20 protein-coding genes are annotated in these 17,329 nt (G+C 41.0%); 11 read left to right on the top strand and 9 right to left on the bottom strand.

Going from position 1 to position 17,329, the window contains the following annotated elements; genetic code table 11:
* Nucleotides 1–51: 51 nt before the first annotated feature.
* Nucleotides 52–1,155: a glutamate 5-kinase gene (gene proB, locus HCZ11_RS14630; RefSeq protein ID WP_167658760.1), complete on the bottom strand. Its 1,104-nt coding sequence runs from the start codon at nt 1,153–1,155 to the stop codon at nt 52–54.
* A gap of 125 nt (nt 1,156–1,280) precedes the next feature.
* On the opposite strand from proB, the gene HCZ11_RS14625 reads away from it, so the two are divergent.
* Nucleotides 1,281–2,225 carry a DMT family transporter gene (locus HCZ11_RS14625; protein ID WP_130050752.1) on the top strand — a complete coding sequence of 315 codons (945 nt, stop codon included), beginning with the start codon at nt 1,281–1,283 and terminating at the stop codon, nt 2,223–2,225.
* Here the strand turns inward: HCZ11_RS14625 and HCZ11_RS14620 are convergent.
* The 3 genes from HCZ11_RS14620 to pdsO are packed head-to-tail and all read right to left on the bottom strand — an operon-like array spanning nt 2,135 to nt 5,456.
* Nucleotides 2,135–2,719, bottom strand: coding sequence for a class GN sortase (locus HCZ11_RS14620; RefSeq protein ID WP_130050751.1), 585 nt, complete (start codon nt 2,717–2,719; stop codon nt 2,135–2,137). The two genes, HCZ11_RS14625 and HCZ11_RS14620, sit on opposite strands and share 91 nt — an antisense overlap.
* A complete protein-coding gene (locus HCZ11_RS14615; RefSeq protein ID WP_167658759.1) occupies nt 2,707–4,692 on the bottom strand; it encodes a marine proteobacterial sortase target protein in 1,986 nt (661 codons plus the stop codon). Before HCZ11_RS14615 ends, HCZ11_RS14620 begins: the two co-directional genes overlap by 13 nt.
* 26 nt (nt 4,693–4,718) lie before the next feature.
* Entirely contained in the window at nt 4,719–5,456 is a 738-nt protein-coding gene (pdsO, locus tag HCZ11_RS14610; RefSeq protein ID WP_167658758.1) for a sortase-associated OmpA-like protein PdsO, read from the bottom strand.
* Between the two features lie 219 nt (nt 5,457–5,675).
* On the opposite strand from pdsO, the gene pdsR reads away from it, so the two are divergent.
* The 4 genes from pdsR to HCZ11_RS14590 all read left to right on the top strand — a co-directional run bounded on the left by pdsR (nt 5,676) and on the right by HCZ11_RS14590 (nt 9,033).
* Nucleotides 5,676–6,365: a proteobacterial dedicated sortase system response regulator gene (gene pdsR / locus HCZ11_RS14605; protein ID WP_063527939.1), complete on the top strand. Its 690-nt coding sequence runs from the start codon at nt 5,676–5,678 to the stop codon at nt 6,363–6,365.
* Complete coding sequence (gene pdsS, locus HCZ11_RS14600) at nt 6,365–8,491, top strand: proteobacterial dedicated sortase system histidine kinase (protein WP_167658757.1); 2,127 nt, start codon at nt 6,365–6,367, stop codon at nt 8,489–8,491. The genes pdsR and pdsS overlap by 1 nt, the downstream gene beginning before the upstream one ends.
* A gap of 111 nt (nt 8,492–8,602) precedes the next feature.
* The gene (locus tag HCZ11_RS14595) at nt 8,603–8,773 is read left to right on the top strand and encodes a hypothetical protein (protein ID WP_167658756.1); all 171 of its coding nucleotides are present in this window, start codon (nt 8,603–8,605) and stop codon (nt 8,771–8,773) included.
* A gap of 50 nt (nt 8,774–8,823) precedes the next feature.
* The gene (locus HCZ11_RS14590; RefSeq protein WP_054551195.1) at nt 8,824–9,033 is read left to right on the top strand and encodes a hypothetical protein; all 210 of its coding nucleotides are present in this window, start codon (nt 8,824–8,826) and stop codon (nt 9,031–9,033) included.
* Nucleotides 9,034–9,075: 42 nt separating this feature from the next.
* On the opposite strand, the gene HCZ11_RS14585 is transcribed toward HCZ11_RS14590, so the two are convergent.
* The 4 genes from HCZ11_RS14585 to HCZ11_RS14570 are packed head-to-tail and all read right to left on the bottom strand — an operon-like array spanning nt 9,076 to nt 12,917.
* On the bottom strand, nt 9,076–9,576 hold the full coding sequence (locus HCZ11_RS14585; protein WP_130050746.1) for a DUF1543 domain-containing protein: 501 nt from the start codon (nt 9,574–9,576) through the stop codon (nt 9,076–9,078).
* Nucleotides 9,577–9,584: 8 nt separating this feature from the next.
* Nucleotides 9,585–10,928, bottom strand: a complete 1,344-nt coding sequence (locus tag HCZ11_RS14580; protein WP_167658755.1) for a sigma 54-interacting transcriptional regulator — start codon at nt 10,926–10,928, stop codon at nt 9,585–9,587.
* Nucleotides 10,929–10,930: 2 nt separating this feature from the next.
* The gene (locus HCZ11_RS14575; RefSeq protein ID WP_130050744.1) at nt 10,931–11,458 is read right to left on the bottom strand and encodes a hypothetical protein; all 528 of its coding nucleotides are present in this window, start codon (nt 11,456–11,458) and stop codon (nt 10,931–10,933) included.
* A gap of 1 nt (nt 11,459) precedes the next feature.
* A complete protein-coding gene (locus HCZ11_RS14570) occupies nt 11,460–12,917 on the bottom strand; it encodes a HAMP domain-containing sensor histidine kinase (RefSeq protein ID WP_167658754.1) in 1,458 nt (485 codons plus the stop codon).
* A 312-nt stretch (nt 12,918–13,229) separates the two neighbouring features.
* Between HCZ11_RS14570 and HCZ11_RS14565 the strand changes: the two genes are divergently transcribed.
* The 5 genes from HCZ11_RS14565 to HCZ11_RS14545 all read left to right on the top strand — a co-directional run bounded on the left by HCZ11_RS14565 (nt 13,230) and on the right by HCZ11_RS14545 (nt 16,003).
* Nucleotides 13,230–13,457, top strand: coding sequence for an EF-hand domain-containing protein (locus tag HCZ11_RS14565; protein WP_130050742.1), 228 nt, complete (start codon nt 13,230–13,232; stop codon nt 13,455–13,457).
* 9 nt (nt 13,458–13,466) lie between these two features.
* Complete coding sequence (locus HCZ11_RS14560; RefSeq protein ID WP_130050741.1) at nt 13,467–13,694, top strand: hypothetical protein; 228 nt, start codon at nt 13,467–13,469, stop codon at nt 13,692–13,694.
* 103 nt (nt 13,695–13,797) lie between these two features.
* Nucleotides 13,798–14,031, top strand: a complete 234-nt coding sequence (locus HCZ11_RS14555; protein WP_130050740.1) for an EF-hand domain-containing protein — start codon at nt 13,798–13,800, stop codon at nt 14,029–14,031.
* A 4-nt stretch (nt 14,032–14,035) separates the two neighbouring features.
* A complete protein-coding gene (locus HCZ11_RS14550; RefSeq protein ID WP_130050739.1) occupies nt 14,036–14,269 on the top strand; it encodes an EF-hand domain-containing protein in 234 nt (77 codons plus the stop codon).
* Between the two features lie 93 nt (nt 14,270–14,362).
* Nucleotides 14,363–16,003 (top strand): amidohydrolase, encoded by a 1,641-nt coding sequence (locus HCZ11_RS14545; protein WP_167658753.1) that lies wholly within the window; start codon nt 14,363–14,365, stop codon nt 16,001–16,003.
* A 12-nt stretch (nt 16,004–16,015) separates the two neighbouring features.
* On the opposite strand, the gene HCZ11_RS14540 is transcribed toward HCZ11_RS14545, so the two are convergent.
* Nucleotides 16,016–16,246, bottom strand: coding sequence for a YgjV family protein (locus HCZ11_RS14540; RefSeq protein WP_130050737.1), 231 nt, complete (start codon nt 16,244–16,246; stop codon nt 16,016–16,018).
* A gap of 268 nt (nt 16,247–16,514) precedes the next feature.
* On the opposite strand from HCZ11_RS14540, the gene HCZ11_RS14535 reads away from it, so the two are divergent.
* The gene (locus tag HCZ11_RS14535) at nt 16,515–17,171 is read left to right on the top strand and encodes a Crp/Fnr family transcriptional regulator (RefSeq protein ID WP_130050736.1); all 657 of its coding nucleotides are present in this window, start codon (nt 16,515–16,517) and stop codon (nt 17,169–17,171) included.
* Nucleotides 17,172–17,329: the final 158 nt, after the last annotated feature.

Raw genomic sequence — 17,329 nt, 5'->3', positions numbered from 1 at the left:
AAAGCTGTTTCTCACTTTAGTTTAGTTAACTTTATCAGATTTACTAAAAAACTATAACAAAATCATATCATCTCGGTGAATTACTTCACTGCTTGATGCAAATGTAAGCAGCTCAGTAATTTGCGATGAATGACAACCTTTAATTTGATCAATTTCTTGATGGTCAAAGTTTACAAGTCCTTTAGCAATGTATTGCCCCTGACTCGACACGACGTCAATAAAATCACCGCGCTCAAAACAGCCACGTACAGTTTTGACTCCTTTCGCTAACAAACTTGCGCCACGCTCTTTAAGCGCAACGATCGCTCCATCGTCTATTACCAACTGGCCCGTACTTTTTGGCCCTGCAAGTAGCCATTTTTTACGGCCATCTTTTGGTGCCTTTAGTTTTAAAAAGCGTGTGCCTGGGAGCTCATCGGCCATGCAATTTAGAATCACATTTTTACCCGCGCCTTTGGCGATAATTACTTCTACACCAGCGCGACGTGCAATATCGGCAGCTTGAAGTTTAGTTGCCATACCGCCCGTCCCCAAAGCTGTACCACTGCCACCAGCAAGCTCTCTTAACTCATCGTTAATGTGCTCTACTTCATTAATGAGCGTTGCATTGGCATCAGAGCGAGGATCGCCTGTAAATAAGCCTTCTTGGTCAGTTAACAGTAACAGCTTTTCTGCATTCGCTAATATCGCGACTAAAGCAGATAAGTTATCGTTATCGCCCACTTTAATCTCGGCGGTTGCCACGGCGTCGTTCTCGTTAATAATTGGCACCACATTATGTGCAAGTAGCGCATTTAAGGTATCGCGGGCATTTAAGTAACGTTCACGGTCTTCTACATCTGCACGTGTAAGTAACATTTGCCCAACATTCACCCCATACAAAGCGAACAGACTTTGCCATATATGAATAAGCTGGCCTTGGCCGATAGCGGCAAGCATTTGTTTTTCAATCAAAGAACGACCACAGGGGGTAATTAGTTGCTCACGACCTGCAGCAACCGCGCCGCTTGATACTAAAACAACCTGATAACCCTGTTTTTTTAATTCGCAACATTGGCGAACAAGTTCAACCATGTGCGCTTTATCTAATTTGTCGGTACCGCCTGTCAGCACACTTGTGCCCAGCTTTACAACAACGACGTGTGGTCTTTGCATTTGATTCTTATATTCTGCATATTGAGGTAGTTTGGGTATATATATACCAGCTAACAGTTTTTGAACAAGTTAAATAAATTCATGCTAGGATCGCGTTCTCGTTTTTTTACTCAATAGCGACATCTATGCCAGCCAGTTTATGCTTAATTATCGCGACCTTTTTATGGGGCAGCTCCTACATTGCTTTAAAGCACGCAATCAATATTTATGATCCTGTGTTAGTCATTTTTTTAAGAATGCTAACCACGTTATTGATTAGCTTATGTTTATGGCGCTACATAATCCGTTTTGAGTTTAAAAAAGGTGACTGGAAGTACTTAATTGGTATGTCACTAGCTGAGCCTTGCTTTTATTATTTATTTGAGGGCCATGCACTAGAATACACTTCTGCATCGCAAGCAGGGGTAATTGTCTCTTGCTTGCCAATTATTGTCGCTATTTTGGCGTTCTTAATATTAAAAGAGTACATCAGTAAAGCCATCGTCGTTGGTTTTACCTTGTGTATTGGTGGCAGTATTTTATTAACGCTATTATCACCAAGTACTGAACAAGCCCCTAATCCACTGCTTGGTAACTTTTTAGAGCTGATGGCGATGGTATGCGCCGCATTTTATACCGTGAGTGTAAAACACTTAGTAGCGCGTTACTCACCGCTGACCTTAATAGCAATTCAAGGGTTTAGTGGTAGCTTGTTCTTTGCGCCTTTTTTATTTTTTATCGAATTACCAAGCGAAAATCAGCACGATTTAAGTGCCCTACTGAGCATTTTATATTTAGGTTCTTGTGTCACTTTAGGTGGCTATGGCATGTACAATTACGCCATCAGTAAGGTGTCGGTGTTAACCGCTGCCGCTTACTCAAACCTGATTCCAATTTTTGCGTTAATTTTGTCAGCCATTCTACTAGGCGAAGTACTAACCGTATGGCAATGGGTGAGTATTGCGGTGGTATTCGCCGGTGTTATTGTTAGTCAGCGCCATCAAGAACTCAAAGTTGACGTAGACGATAATTTATCAGCCGACACCAGTAGCCTAAACTCAGTTCCAGAAGCTAACGAGTCAAAAGGGTAACAGGTTAATAAATAAAGGCCTGATTGAGCTAAAAAGTCCTGTTCGCTTTGATGAATAATATCTATGCTGCGAACTTGATAGTGTTCAATCTGGCCATTTTGCAATTGCACACTGAACTGCTCACCCACTACAACATGTTTTAGAAATGCAAAGTGGGTGTCGTTATGGCCAGCTATTAACACCCCTTTTGAGCTGCCAAGTTCACCGCTTGGCAAAAAGTGCCCGGGGGCAAACGCGAGGTTTCGCCCCGATGCACCAGCAAGTACTGTCAATTCTTGCTGCTGACTTGGCCAATTTATGTGTGCGGTGACATAACCATCGGCGTAAAACCATGGCCTTACTTGCTCATAAGGACTCAGCAAAGCTTGCTGCCAAGCCGACTCAATTAACACCTGAGCAAGCCAAGCCTTCGCCTGCATATATCCCCCATTAGCAAACAATGCGATACCTAGTAATGCGCAGCAAACTGGCAGCGCTTTTTTTAGCGTCGCCATTGCCATAACCACGAGGATGCAATCAACATCAACCCCAGTAGCATAAACACCCGGCTTTGTCCGTCGGTTTGCGGAAGTGTCATGCCGTTCGGTAGTTTGTTTCGTACTTGCATTGAACGCTCTGCAATCTCATTACCCGCATAGTTATCAACCGCAATAAAAGCTGTAAAAGGGCTGAGTAAATGATGCTGAAGTGCCAATGTTTCGACTTCTGCGCGTACCGCCTGTTTTTCGTTATATAGCAGCAGAGACTTAATTTTTTGTCTTGCCCAAAGCCTTGCTATACCTTCACCGCTTGCGGCATTATTCGTTGCTAAATTAATAGTCATTGGCCCTGAATTTGTTTGCCCCTTTAACGTTAAGTGCTGACTGCCATCAAGCTTTACTGCAACCAAAACAGGCTCAGAAAAATACAGGTCCGGTAACGGCGATGGCCAATATTCAAGTGCACCTTTATCGCCTTCAAGAGCAAGCTTTGTAACAGCGGGGTGTGCCAGCTTATTAAAAAGCAGTTGCATTTTTGGCTGTACTTGACTGGTACTACTAATAAAAGTGAAAGTACCACGGCCAATATCGGCAGCCCTAGTCATAAAAAAGCTATTAGGTGCGCTGCCGATACCGACAGTAAAGAGCCGACTGTCACCTAAACCCGTTTGAATTTGCTTAAATAGCTGCGTTTCATTACCAACACTGCCATCTGTTAAAAACACCACTTGGCGTACAAAACCATCATGCTGTTTACCATCAAGTACCTGAGTCAGTGCTTTTGCTATTTCGGTGCCACCATCTGCTTGTAAACCATAAATAAAGCGCTCTGCGCGGCGGATGTTAAAATCATTGGCAATCATAGGTGTATCACTTAATACCGACACTTCGTCATCAAAACCTATAATGTTAAAACTGTCATTTTCATCTAATAACGATAAGGCATAGAACAGGGCTTGTTTGGCCTGTTCCATAGATTGACCATGCATTGAGCCAGAGGTATCAATAACAAACACCATTTCACGCGAAAGGCGTGCCTGCGAGGTAAAGTGATCGCTTGGCGGCACTAACATCAGTAAGCCATATTCTTGCCCTGCTACTGTTTCGGTAAAAAATGCAGCTTGTGAATGGGCTTTATCAAGGGGTTTAAATTCGAGCTCAAAGTCTCTATCCATTGGAACATCACGATTAAGTGATAATTGGTACTGACCAAAGCTTGGATTATCGATTTGCATGCCCGCTAAATTAGCGCTGATATCACTCAGTTCAAGGCCAATATCCATCGAGATAACAAGGTTTAAGCTCGCATCAGACTCTTGGCTTTTCGCACGGTAAAAAACAGGTTTTAACCAAGCTGATGCCACTTGCTCTGTGTCAGTTGTTGGCTCAAACTTTTTCTCTGTATTAACTGTTTGCTGAAGCGCTGCCGTCAAAGGTTCGTAACGCGGTGTAATCGTTGTAGGAAAACGCAATGAAAATACACCATCACGAAAACCGATGATCTCCTGATATTGCAAGGTGATTTCAATTTCTTCACCAGCTCCAAGGTTTGCCACATCGGTAGAGAAAATATTAGCACGTTGCTGACGCACTAACGCGGCACGTTTACCCTGCTTTTGAGCTTGCTCAAATTGCTGTTCAGCCTGCTGCTTAAGGGCAATATTGCCTGTGATAATACGCTCACCAATTTGCATTTGCATGGCATGAACAGCACTTTCATCAGGCAACGGAAACACATACCGGGCATTTACCGAAAATGGGTGCGGGTTTTGATAACGCTGTTTAACAACAACATGATTAATAAGCCCGGTGAGCGTCATAGTGACATCGTTTTTCACTAATAAACCCGACGACACTTGGCTATTTGAGTCATCATAAAAACGCAGTTCGGCACTGGCATTTTCAGCAAATGCTGGATTAACGGCATAGCCTAATAAGAGGATAAAAAGGCTCCCAAAAAGAAGCCTTTTGGTACGGTTACTCAACATATTATGTCACTCCATCGACAGATGAATTAGTGGTTACTTTGCGCTGTGCGTAAACGACTTTGTGCCACAGGGCGTGTCGTTAAGGTTACGCGGCGATCAAACACGTTGTCTTCGTAGTTATTTGAATCAGCGACACTTTGCTGCTCACCAAAGGCGGTTGCGGTTAAACGGGTATGAGGCACGCCTTGCTTAATCAAATAACTTTGCACTGCATTTACACGCTGTTTCGAGAGCATTAAATTAGCTAGCTCATCACCGCGCTGATCAGCAAAACCACTTAAATCGATAGCAAGATTTGGCTGGGCTATGAGTAACTGCGCGACTTTGTCGAGTTGATTAGCAAAGTGCGGAGCTATTTCGCTAGAGCCGGTTTTAAACTGTACCGTCATAGCCAGTAAGGTGTTTAATTGGGCTTGTAGTAACTGCTCTTTTTCATCAGCTAATAATTCAAGTTGCTCACTAAGGGCTTCATTATCAGCAATCACTTGTTGGTAATCTGCGGTTTGCTCTTTCATTAAAACTAATGCGTGGGCTTGCTCATCAATGGTGTTTTCTGCCGCTTCTTTTTCGCCAATTAAGCCACCAGCAAACGCGCCAATAAATGCGCCAACTGGGCCTCCTACTATGCCACCTACAACTGCACCAGCACCTAGGCCAATGGCCGTTTCTTTCGGTGTCTCTTGTTTTGTTTTACTCGCAGCTTCTGCAAAAGGGGTTGCAGTTAGAGCTGATGTGATGACAGCGGCAATAATTAATTTTTTCATGGTTTAATCCTTTTTCTACTTAATTGCTTGGCAACATTGGTTGGTGTTGCGAACTTGGTATGGAGCTATTGAAACAAGTCGAAATGGCAATAAAAGGGATCAAAAAAGGCAAACTGCTGAGCAATTGTGGCAGAAAAATGGCAATCGCGTTTTTGCCAGTACGCAAGGCAAAAAATTAGGTATAGTTCGCTATAGAAAGAATTTAAGTAAGTATTAACAATGAAGAAAATAGCAATCGTTGAAGATGAAACAGCAATCCGCGAAAACTACACAGAAATGCTCAGTGCTCAGGGCTATCAAGTTGTAGGCTTTGCTGACAGAGCCAGTGCTGAACTGGCATTTAGTCAATCTTTACCAGATTTAGCCATTGTTGATATTGGCCTTGGCCATGAAGTGGATGGTGGTTTTTTACTTTGCCAAACATTACGCAGTCTATCTAAAACCTTACCGATTATATTTTTAACCGCCCGTGATAGCGAAATTGATACCGTATGCGGCCTGCGTATGGGAGCTGACGATTACTTAACCAAAGACATCAGTATGGCACATCTTGCTGCTCGCATTGGCGCATTGTTTAGGCGCCTTGATGCCTTCGACCAACCAGCTGATCAAACCGCTCTTTTGCATCGCGGTCCATTAAAGTTAGATACCCAGCGCATGCAGGTTTTTTGGCAAGAGCAACTGGTTGATTTAACTGTGACAGAATTTTGGATGGTGCATTCACTTGCACAGCGCCCAGGCCATGTAAAAAGCCGTAACGAATTAATGAGTGATGCGAAAATTTATGTTGATGACAGCACCATTACCTCGCACGTAAAACGCATTCGTAAAAAGTTTATCGCCTTAGATGATGCGTTTGACTGCATTGATACAGTGTACGGTATGGGTTACCGCTGGGAGCAAGCTTAATGCTGCGTTTTGGGCTTAGAACAAAGTTTATTTTCTTATCCTGCTTTTTGTTTTTATTACCTTGGCTTGGCTATGAATATGTTTGGGAAATGGAAAAGTTCTTAAGACAAGGCCAAGAAAAAACCTTAGTTGGTACAACCCGCGCGCTAGCAACGGCATTACATGAGCGGCCCGCTTTATTTGACTCGCAAACCAATTTTTTAGATCAAGTTGTAAAAGGTCGAGATTTATATGCCTATAACCTAAATAACCCGATTCAACTTGATGGTAAATTGTCGGAGTGGCAACCTTATCAAAGTTTATTTTGGCATTATGACAAGCGCTACTTACAGGGGTTAAGTAACGATCATCAAGATAGTGATCTAAGTTTTGATCACATGGTAGGCAAATACGAAAACTACCTTTATGCAGCATTTAAAGTAACAGACAGTTCACTGGTGTATCGTGCTAAAAATGTGCTTAGCTTTACTCGCAATGATCACTTACAAATCATGTTAAAAACACCTGAAGGTGAATTTAAAAGTTATGTGGTGGCAGCTCGTCAAGATGGCTGGGTTAATGCCTTTGATGCTACAACACAAGAGCCGGTCACGAAAATCCAAGGTTATTTTAAAAGCACCGACACGGGTTACAATATAGAGCTGCGTTTTCCGCTTGCGATGCTAGGTAATAAGCTTGGTTTTGCGATTGAAGATTGGGATGAAGACAAGGTTGAGCCTCAGCTTATGTCGACCTCAAACCTACAAAACCCCAATGATATCGGCTCTGTTTTAGTACCTTCGCCAGAAATTAACCGTATTTTGAAAGGCATGGGCCACAGTGGCAGTCGAATTTGGGTGGTCGATAACCATCATCGTGTACTTGCGCAATCAGGCTCTATTCATCATGCCGATGGCGTTTGGGCAGACGGCCTAAAAGAGGAGCCCGCAACAACCTGGTGGCAACGATTTGAGCAAGATTACTTACACCCTCTGTACTATAAGATTCTGACGCGCCCAGAGAATGAATTCATTGATACCTTACATGACGTAGCAGCGATGCAAGGCACACATATTGCGAGTGCCTTAAAAGGAAAACCCGCATCATCATGGCGCTTAACTCCAGATAACAAAGCCGTTATTTTATCGGCCGCCTACCCTATTTGGATCCAAGATAAAGTAATTGGTGCAGTAATCGCAGAAGAAACTACCAACGGCGTGCGTACATTACGTAACAAGTCACTAGAAAAGCTATTTAATGTCATTTTAGCGGTGATGCTTGTTGGCACTGTGACCCTGTTCTTTTTTGCTTCAAGAATTTCCAGCCGTATCCGCCGCTTACGTGATAATGCTGAACAAGCCATTGATGCCCAAGGGCGGATCACTGGCAACATAACCTATGCCGACTCTAATGATGAAATTGGCGACCTTTCTCGCAGCTTTGCCAATATTGTTAGTCGCTTAAGTGGTTATACTGATTATTTAGAAAATATGTCATCACGGCTATCCCATGAGCTGCGTACACCTGTGGCTGTTGTTCGTTCATCTCTTGAAAATTTACAAATGCAGCCACAATCTGAGCTCAGCCAAAAATACTTAGACCGTGCCAGTGAAGGGGTTGAGCGATTAGGTAAAATTATTACCACCATGAGTGAAGCGACGCGTCTAGAACAAAGCATTCAAAACGCCGAAACAGAAGAGTTTGATCTCACCAAGGTGATCACTGGATGTATGCAAGGCTATCAAATAACCTATGGTGAAAGCCTATTTACTCTATCGCTTGATAAAGAACCATTAAATGTCAGTGGAGCACCAGAGTTTATTGCCCAATTACTCGATAAACTTATCAACAATGCACTTGAATTTAAAACCCCACAAAGCACAATTTCAGTTAGCTTAACCAAGCAAGATCAACATGCGCTATTAACGATTAGCAACCAAGGGCCTTTGTTACCCGATGGTTTAGTTGAACACATTTTTGACTCAATGGTATCTGTGAGGAGCCAACAACATCAGCAGCAGCCCCACTTGGGTTTAGGTCTATATATTGTAAGGCTTATTTGCGATTACCATCACGGTAAGGTATTGGCAGAAAATTTAGATGATGGCACAGGTGTTGTGTTTACTGTGAAGCTGCCTATTAAATAAGCATATTTGCGTTACATATGATTACAGTTTAGAGACGTTATATTCACCAATAATTCAGATTACAGAACGTAATATTTGTATTACAAAAGGAAAATATTTTTGGAGAGCATCATGCGATCTGGATTACAACGTGAAGAGATTGAATTCATTATGGGGCTATTTAACCATAATGAAGTAACAGATAAACAAGCGGCTCCAAAAAAGCAGCCAGTAAAAACTGACACAAAAAAAGTTGATACAGCGCAATATAAAGCGAACTACAAAGCAACTTATTTGACCTGAGTAAGCCGAGATCATTACAATGGCGCACTTTCTAAAGATGGCATTCTGTAATGAAAAAACACTCACCTAAAAAAGAACTGATTTTACTGCCTGTTTTATTCGTGGCTATTCTGCTTTGTGTTGCAGGGCACTTCCTACTTCAGCCTAACTATCAAGACAGTCATACCGTTGAGTATTTACTTGCTGCACTTCCATTTGCCTTGTTTGGATTAGTAATTATCGCCTTTAAAGTTGCCAGCAAAAACGATAACCAAGAATAGTTAATACCAACTCACTTAATTAAGTATTATTGAGCATAGATATCACAATACATGATAACCAAACCAGTCGGGCTTCATGGCTTGTGCCTGCCCACTTGGCGTTAATTTGATTGATAAGTTGCTATCAAGCAAATCAATCGCAAAACAATCGTCCACATCGTGTAAATCATCTTTATGAAGATGAGTCATTCCAGCCAATAAAGACTCTTTAGCGCGTTGCTTTGCTTCTTCACTGCTACGCGCAACGTACAAGGCAAAATCATGTTGCTCAGCGAGGCTATCTGCTCGATAGGCACCTAAATTCACAAAATACAGTTTTTCAGCTTGGCTATGTTGAGTATCAACTACTTCAACCTGATAGCCATCGATATGCTGAATTTGCATGTAGCTATCCATATGTACTTTGCTTTTATCACCCACCCACTGTGCTTTAAGCTTTGAATAGGTTTGTTCAATGTTATCGCCTACGACAAATCTAACATCGTGCATTTCAATGTGGCATCCTTGAATACGACCGCCCAAATAGACTAAAAAAAGTGCCATGTTTTTCCTTATATTAAGCTTTCAACATTAATATTGTGCTTTTTAATTAATTTATAAAAATCTGAGCGATTACGTTTCGCAAGCTTAGCGGCTTCGGCAACATTACCCGCTGACATTTTCAGCGTATTAATTAAATAATCTCGCTCAAATTCTTTTTTTGCATCATTTAAAGAAAGCGGCTCAGCAATACTAGCATTGCTGTTTAATGCACTTTCTACGAGCTGAGCTGCAATCACTTTACCGGGTGTTAGGGCTACTACCTGCTCTATCACATTCTGTAATTGACGAATATTACCCGGCCAGTCATAGCGAACCAAGGCATGCATCGCATCATTAGCAAATTGCTTTTGCTCTTGTCCCATACGTTTAGCAATTAAACCTGCAAAATGCTGTGCTAGCAAACTAATATCTTCTCTGCGCTCACAAAGCGGGGGGAGTTTTAAGTTCACCACATTTAATCGGTAATATAAATCTTCACGGAATTGCTGGTTGCTGATTGCCTCAGGGAGGTTCTTGTGAGTCGCTGACACCACCCTCACATCAATTGGGATTTCTTCTTGAAAGCCCACAGGGCGAATGGTTTTCTCTTGTAAAACCCTTAGCAGCTTTACTTGTAAATTTAGCGGCATATCACCTATTTCGTCTAGAAAAAGGGTACCACCTTGGGCTTGTTGAAACAAACCTTGGTGGTCTTTTACCGCGCCTGTAAACGCGCCTTTTTTATGACCAAACAATTCAGATTCTAAAAGCTCCCCCGGCACAGCGCCGCAGTTAATAGCAACAAATGGCCCTTCACTAACATGGCTATGTTGATGTATCGCTTGTGCTAGCAGCTCTTTACCTGTTCCGCTGGCACCGGAAATCAACACATTCACTTGCGTTGGGCCAAGCAATTTAACTTGCTCAAGTAAATGCAACATCGCGCCGCTGCGGGTGACAATATTTGTTTGTGTCGGTGTTTCATCACCATGTACACCATGGATCTCGATAGCTTTAGCAAGGCTGTCGAACAGCTCATCTTTATCAACCGGCTTGGTAATAAACGCAAATATACCTTGTTTAGTTGCTTCAACTGCATCAGGAATCGAACCATGCGCTGTCATCATAATCACCGGCATCGAAGGATAACGACTTTGCAGCTGGCGATGCAGGGCCATGCCGTCCATTTCATCCATTCTTAAGTCAGTGATCACCGCATCATAGGTTTGGCTTTTTAGCGCTTGTAATGCCTCAATGCCACTTTCAACAGTACTTACCAAGTAGCCTTTAGACTCAATTCTAATCGCCAATAACTTTAATAAACTAGCATCGTCATCAACTAATAGAACTCGTGGTTTTGTTACTTCATTCATGGTTACTGCTCCTTGGTTTCTTCACGTAGCAGAAGTTGTTGTTCGATAGTCGCAAGCGACGATAAGGTTTTTTCCATTTCATCACTCAGCGCTTGCTTTGCTTGTTTTGCCGCTAAACTTTGCTGTAAATATTGCTTTTGTAGCCAAAGATACTGCTTAATATCATCTGGCCAATAATAAGCACGGTCGCTTTTATCAAGCAGGTTAAGGGCCTTTTCAGGTTCTGAAGCAGCGAATAAACATATCGACTCAAAAAGACGTTTTAGTTCATTCTCACCAACATAATTTACTTTGTCAGATTTTGCTTTAAAGCCACCACACTTGGCAGCATGCCATGCAATAACGGTACTTGCGGACGGATACAAAGGCTCACTTTTTGGTCGAGGTTTAGGGTTAGGTTGCCCATCAGGTTTAACCTCTGCTTTCGGCTCTACTTGTTCTGGCTCAACATTCTTTTGCGTGAGCGTGCACCCAGTTATAAAAAACGTGCCTATAACAAGCATAAAACTGGCTTTATTAGCTAAGCCCATATCAGTTAACTCCTTGGGTTAATTGAATTGGTAAAATGGCTGTAAATACACACCCTTGAGGGTCATTATCAGTAATAGAGAGCTTACCGTTTAATTGATCTACGGTTTCTTTGACTATGGTTAAACCCAGTCCGCTGCTCATTTCAGTATGTTGTTTTGCATTCTTGCCTTGGTAAAAAGCCCCGAACACAGCGGCTTTTTCAGTATCATCAATGCCTTCGCCTAAGTCGCTTACACTCAAAATTAATTGCCCCTGCTTTAAGCTTGCCTTGATTATCACTGACTCATGTTCTGGCGAAAACTTTAACGCATTTGAGGTCAGCTGAATAAGCACCATTTCAAGTAGTTCTATTGATATAAACAAGGCTTTATTTGGTAACTCGTTAACCCAAACAATGGATAAGTCACGCGCAGATAGTCGGTGCTCAAAATGACGCTCAATTTTATTCATCATCACGTTAAAATTAAGCTCGCTCAGGCTTTGCTTACTAGTGCGGATAGCGTTGTAACTCAATAAGCTTTCAATCATGACTCTAAGTCGCACCATACTTTGTGTTATTAGCTCAAGGACTGCTTGTTGCTCGCTATTGATTGGGCCAACAATTTCATCTGCAAGTAAATCTGTGCCTTCAACCATAGAAGCTAGGGGGGTTTTCAACTCATGTGTCACATGACGCAAAAAAGTATCTTTTTGCTGCTCAAGCATATGTAACTGTGCTTGTACCCATTCAAGTTTATTGCCTAATTCAACTAATTCTGAAGAACCACGAACATGAATTTTTTGCTGCCAGTGCCCTTGCCCTAATTTATCAATAACATTAGTAAGCTCTCGTAGGCGTCCGCTTATCCGCCATAGAAATCCACCACCTACCAATAGCGTGAGTGGAATTAAAGCTATTAACCAATTAATAAATGAAGCTTGTAGTGCTTTTAATTGCTGTTGGTTTTTTGTGATCCGTAATTCATTTTGCTCTTTAAGCCAGTTTGTTTGTTCACTGATAAGCTTGCTAGCAGGAGCAAACAGCTCACCATCTTGCTTTTGTTCAACTAGCAAATGCTGCTCTGCAAATTGTAATACCTCAGCAAGCTGATGCCACTGCGACACATAATCAGCTGTAGGGCTCAAAAAAATAAGCTCATCAACACTTTGCAAAGAAGATTGCCACTTGTTAGCAATCAGGCTATCGAGAGATTCACTCTTAAGCACCCAATTTTGTCGAGTAGCCCTTTCTAAACTATTTAAGTCTTGTTTAAGATTATTGAATGCTTTGGTAAGTTCGTAATTGTCACCGACGATTTCTTGGGTCAGCGCAAGCTGCTTATTAAGGGCATTTAAAAACAAAATCACCACTAAAGATAACGGCAGTAAAGACAGCAAAATACTACAAACGAACTGACTAATGAGACTAGGCCGCCAGTTGACTAACTGTTTCATTTTTATCGCTACTTTATTTTGCATATTCACTCTCAACATAATTGCTGATGCTGATTATTAGTGAATAAACTTAGACACTCGCTGAATCCGACCTTAAAAAGTACTGACTTTTACCCAAAAACTGATACATAGTTGCTATTTAGCAACACGCTAACTCATTGAAACAAGGAGAATAAAGCTTAGTCGCCTAAAAAGCGTTGCAAAAAAGACACAATACTCTGTAACTATTTCGCATTAAAAACCACACAAAATATATAACCCACTGATAATTAACACATTTAAAAACTGGCACCAATTTTGATAACTACAAAGTAAATTAGTCATTTAGGACACAAAATGAAGATTACGGCCATTTCAGCCGCAGTGTTGATAAACCTAGTTACGGTAGACTGTTATGCATTCGATCTGCAAACGACTTTTAACGAGCTAGATAAAGACAGTAACGGCTTTTTGAGTGAAGCAGAGGCATCTGAAGATGCATTATTACATAGCAACTTTACTCAAATAGATAGTAACCAAGATGGTCAAATTTCATTTTCTGAGTTTCAGTCGTTTATTCAATAGGAGATTGTAATGAAACAACTTTTAGCAGCGTTTTCACTCATGTTTTTAGTTATCAGCGCTACCGTTTTAGCATCACAAATGGATGTTCGATTTGCTAAATTTGATACAAACGCCGACGGTGAGATTTCTTTAGCTGAAGCGACTAAGCACGATAACTTACTTAAGCAATTTGCCGACCTAGATGAAAACGGCGATCAAGTTTTGTCTGAACAAGAGTTTGAAAAATTCAAACCTTAACGGCTTAAAGTGCTTGCCATAATCCCAGAGGGAATGTGTAAACGGATTTAAATTATGGGAGTTAAATTATGGCAAGCACTTTTATTTATAAAGGAGTGTAATTATGAGAATTTTCTGGCTTGCTTCATGTACCTTAATTACAATAAGCTTCAATAGCTTAGCATTGGATGTAAAACAAAGATTTGATCACCTAGATAAAGACAAAAATGGCTTTTTGTCTTTGCAAGAACTGTCATCCCAACCACACTTGCAAAAACGCATGGCAGAGTGGGATACAGATAAAGATCAACAAATTTCGCTCCTAGAATTTAAACACTATTTAACAAACAAGAGTTAAAGTAATGTCAAAATTAACCTTTGCCAGCCTAATTTTATGTTGTGGATTTAGCACATTGGGTTTTGCTGCAGATAGTATTGGTGAAAAATTTAAACAACTTGACCGTAATGACGATGGCTACCTTACTCGCTCAGAGTCTGCAAGAGATCCTGCTCTATGGTCACGTTTTAAAAATTACGACAGCGATAAAGATAATAAATTATCGCTGAGTGAATTTAAGGTCTACGCAAGTAAATAAAAATGTCTATTTGATTATTTAATTGCTGCTGAGTTGCAGTTTACTGCAACTCTGATAATGTTTTCATAATTCAATAAAAACTATTAGAAGATTATGAAACTCATCATCAGCTTACTGGCAACAGCTTCGATAAGTTGTTTTGCCAATACCACAGTAATTTACAATGTAAATGGTTACACACCAACCTACAAAGGTGAAACTCAACACTTTTCAACACTGGTTTTTAAAGACGGTAAAGTTGTAAAAACCGGTAATGATACAATCAAAAAAAGCTTTCCTGATGCCACCACGATTGATGGCCAACAAGCTACGTTATTGCCTGGTTTGATTGATGCCCATGGCCATGTGATTGGTTTAGGTAATAACCTTTCTCAACTTGATGTTAGAAGTACTCGCTCGGCAGATGAAGTTGGCAAAATGCTAGCTGAGTTTGCCAAAGATAAACAAGGTTGGATCATTGGTCGAGGTTGGAACCAAGAGCAGTGGCCTGGTGGACAGTTCCCAAATGCTGCTGATTTAGACAAGTATTTAAAAGACAAACCCGTAGTGCTTTCTCGAGTTGATGGCCATGCTGTGTGGGTAAATTCAAAAGCAATGGAGCTTGCAGGTATCACCAAAGAAACTCGCTCTCCTGCCGGTGGTGAAATTATAAAACTGGATTCTGGTTTACCTTCAGGGGTATTCATTGATAAAGCCGAAACGCTTATTACTCAGCATGTACCAAAAGCAAGCCATGCCAGCATTAATACTGCATTAGATAATGCAGGTAAACATCTACTTAGTTTAGGGATTACATCAACCCATGATGCCGGTATCGATTATGATACCTGGCAAGTGTATAAGCAGCGCTCTGAACAAAGCACCCTTCCCGTTAGAATAGTAGCCATGCTAAGTGCTGCTGATCCTCAGCTAGAAACAATGCTTAAAGCGGGCCGATATAAAGATATGAATGACATGCTGTCGATTCGTAGTGTCAAAGTGTATGCTGATGGTGCGCTAGGAAGTCGTGGTGCAGCCCTAATCGAGGAATACGCAGATCGAAAAAATCACCATGGCTTAATGCTTGAAACCCAAGAAAAGCTTGAGCAACTATTCAACTTAAGCTTTACCCATGGCTTTAGTGCTAACACCCATGCAATTGGTGATAAAGCCAATCACGTAGTGCTAGATGCCTATGAAAATGTGTTTAAAAAAACCGGTGGAATTTTACTTCGTAACCGAATTGAACATGCACAAATTGTTACTCCTGAAGACATTCCTCGTTTTAAAACGTTAAAAATCATTCCATCAATGCAGCCTGTTCATGCAACATCTGATATGCATATGGCAGAGCAACGTTTAACTGAAAAACAACTTGAAGGGGCTTACGCTTGGAAAACCTTTTTAGCGCAAGGCTCAGTGATTGCGGCGGGTTCTGATTTTCCAGTAGAGCTTGCTGATCCGTTTGACGGCTTATATTCAGCCATTACTCGCATGGATCATAATCAGCTGCCAGAAGGCGGCTGGCGACCACAAGAGCTACTATCGCGTGATGAAGCTTTACGTGCTTTTACTTTAGGTGGTGCATATGCTGCACATCAAGAGTTTAAACTTGGCAGTTTAGAGCAAGGAAAGTGGGCTGACTTTATCTTGATTGATAAAGACTATTACAAAGCGCCAGTCTCAGAGATCCACGATATAAATGTGACACAAACTTGGATTGCGGGCCAGCTTAAGTATAAAAAAGAAGATTAGTATTACTAAGTGTTACTTAGCGTCAGCTTTTTGCTGACGCTTTAATTTTATGATGTGGTAAATATTCACAAATGCTAGTAAACCATTGGTAAAGGCCACAGGAACAGCACCAATTGCCAGCCCGTAGAAGGTAAATGCAATACATCCTGCTAGGTTAAGCCAACGTAGCTTAACAACATCGCTCATTGTCAAAGAAGCAACCAAAAGTGCTGACGCTAAATAGCCTAAATATTCCCAACTCAATTGTTCTCTCCTAGGCTTTAGGTTAGCATTGGAGCTTGTCATTTTTTTTGACGCACTCAGTGCTACTTTGACAATAAAATAAAAAAGCTAACTTACTAAAAACCTTGTAAAGCTGCAGAAAAATCTTGGCTTTAAAATCATTACACGGGAAATGAAGGTATCAGTAACGTGAAACACCTTACTAGCAAGTTAGCGTAAATTCTTAGAATCTTAATGCTAACGTCATTAAGATGTAATAAATAGGACAATTGTCCGAAGAGCGGCGTTAATGTTTCAATATCATTTTTCAAGCTATCTTGTTGACCAATTACTGACATTTGCTGGCAGCAGTTTTCAACAAGCTAAAAAAGAAGTGCTGATCCATCAGGATCAACCTTTATCAAAACTCGTATTAGTTAGAAGCGGCACGGTGTCATTCAGCTATGACGTGGGTAACGGCCGACGCCTTCTTTTAGGTCAACTTGACTGTAATAACACCCTGATTGGTGAGATTGAAGCACTGAATAACTACCCGTGTATTTATACAGTAACGTGCTTTAGTGATGTAAGTTATAACCTAATTGAGCTTAAACATTGGCGTGCACTACTATTAGAAAAACCAGAGCTAAGCTTATACACAGCGCAAACAATCGCTGCTAAATTCCAAGAAAACCAAAAAATAAATTTAGATAAGCTGCTATTACCACTTAGCTACAACATAGCTAAAGATTGCTTATTAAGAGCTGAGAATAATAACCCAACATTACTGCGTGCCTACCCTACCGTAAATGCAGAAGCTGAGCGCTTTGCCACCACCGAAAGAGCTTATAGACGCGTTGTAACAGAATTAGTTGAAAAAGGCTTAGTAAAGAGAAGTACTCAAGGCTTACAAGTGGTAGATATCGACAAGCTTAGTGACTACGTCGAAAGTTTTGCGCAGTTATAAATGTGTTACAAATTTTTCTTAAATGCTTTAAAATAATATTACCAAACTGAAAAGCAAAGTCAGCACAAGTTCAGTTGGATAATCTATAAATATTCATAGAGTTAAGCTTCTTAACAGTAAGACTCTATATTACAATTTAGCAAAGCGGTTTGTTATCA

Source organism: Pseudoalteromonas sp. HF66 (genome assembly GCF_011806445.1).
Classification (GTDB): Bacteria; Pseudomonadota; Gammaproteobacteria; order Enterobacterales; family Alteromonadaceae; genus Pseudoalteromonas; species Pseudoalteromonas apostichopi.
The sequence above is the reverse complement of the archived record's forward strand: the minus strand, read 5'-3'. Positions and strand labels throughout refer to the sequence as shown.

Bases quoted from the DNA above. Each gene is read 5' to 3' on its own strand.
- proB (WP_167658760.1), bottom strand. From the start codon at position 1,155: ATGCAAAGACCACACGTCGTTGTTGTAAAGCTGGGCACAAGTGTGCTG.
- HCZ11_RS14625 (WP_130050752.1), top strand. From the start codon at position 1,281: ATGCCAGCCAGTTTATGCTTAATTATCGCGACCTTTTTATGGGGCAGC.
- HCZ11_RS14620 (WP_130050751.1), bottom strand. From the start codon at position 2,719: ATGGCGACGCTAAAAAAAGCGCTGCCAGTTTGCTGCGCATTACTAGGT.
- HCZ11_RS14615 (WP_167658759.1), bottom strand. From the start codon at position 4,692: ATGTTGAGTAACCGTACCAAAAGGCTTCTTTTTGGGAGCCTTTTTATC.
- pdsO (WP_167658758.1), bottom strand. From the start codon at position 5,456: ATGAAAAAATTAATTATTGCCGCTGTCATCACATCAGCTCTAACTGCA.
- pdsR (WP_063527939.1), top strand. From the start codon at position 5,676: ATGAAGAAAATAGCAATCGTTGAAGATGAAACAGCAATCCGCGAAAAC.
- pdsS (WP_167658757.1), top strand. From the start codon at position 6,365: ATGCTGCGTTTTGGGCTTAGAACAAAGTTTATTTTCTTATCCTGCTTT.
- HCZ11_RS14595 (WP_167658756.1), top strand. From the start codon at position 8,603: ATGCGATCTGGATTACAACGTGAAGAGATTGAATTCATTATGGGGCTA.
- HCZ11_RS14590 (WP_054551195.1), top strand. From the start codon at position 8,824: ATGAAAAAACACTCACCTAAAAAAGAACTGATTTTACTGCCTGTTTTA.
- HCZ11_RS14585 (WP_130050746.1), bottom strand. From the start codon at position 9,576: ATGGCACTTTTTTTAGTCTATTTGGGCGGTCGTATTCAAGGATGCCAC.
- HCZ11_RS14580 (WP_167658755.1), bottom strand. From the start codon at position 10,928: ATGAATGAAGTAACAAAACCACGAGTTCTATTAGTTGATGACGATGCT.
- HCZ11_RS14575 (WP_130050744.1), bottom strand. From the start codon at position 11,458: ATGGGCTTAGCTAATAAAGCCAGTTTTATGCTTGTTATAGGCACGTTT.
- HCZ11_RS14570 (WP_167658754.1), bottom strand. From the start codon at position 12,917: ATGCAAAATAAAGTAGCGATAAAAATGAAACAGTTAGTCAACTGGCGG.
- HCZ11_RS14565 (WP_130050742.1), top strand. From the start codon at position 13,230: ATGAAGATTACGGCCATTTCAGCCGCAGTGTTGATAAACCTAGTTACG.
- HCZ11_RS14560 (WP_130050741.1), top strand. From the start codon at position 13,467: ATGAAACAACTTTTAGCAGCGTTTTCACTCATGTTTTTAGTTATCAGC.
- HCZ11_RS14555 (WP_130050740.1), top strand. From the start codon at position 13,798: ATGAGAATTTTCTGGCTTGCTTCATGTACCTTAATTACAATAAGCTTC.
- HCZ11_RS14550 (WP_130050739.1), top strand. From the start codon at position 14,036: ATGTCAAAATTAACCTTTGCCAGCCTAATTTTATGTTGTGGATTTAGC.
- HCZ11_RS14545 (WP_167658753.1), top strand. From the start codon at position 14,363: ATGAAACTCATCATCAGCTTACTGGCAACAGCTTCGATAAGTTGTTTT.
- HCZ11_RS14535 (WP_130050736.1), top strand. From the start codon at position 16,515: ATGTTTCAATATCATTTTTCAAGCTATCTTGTTGACCAATTACTGACA.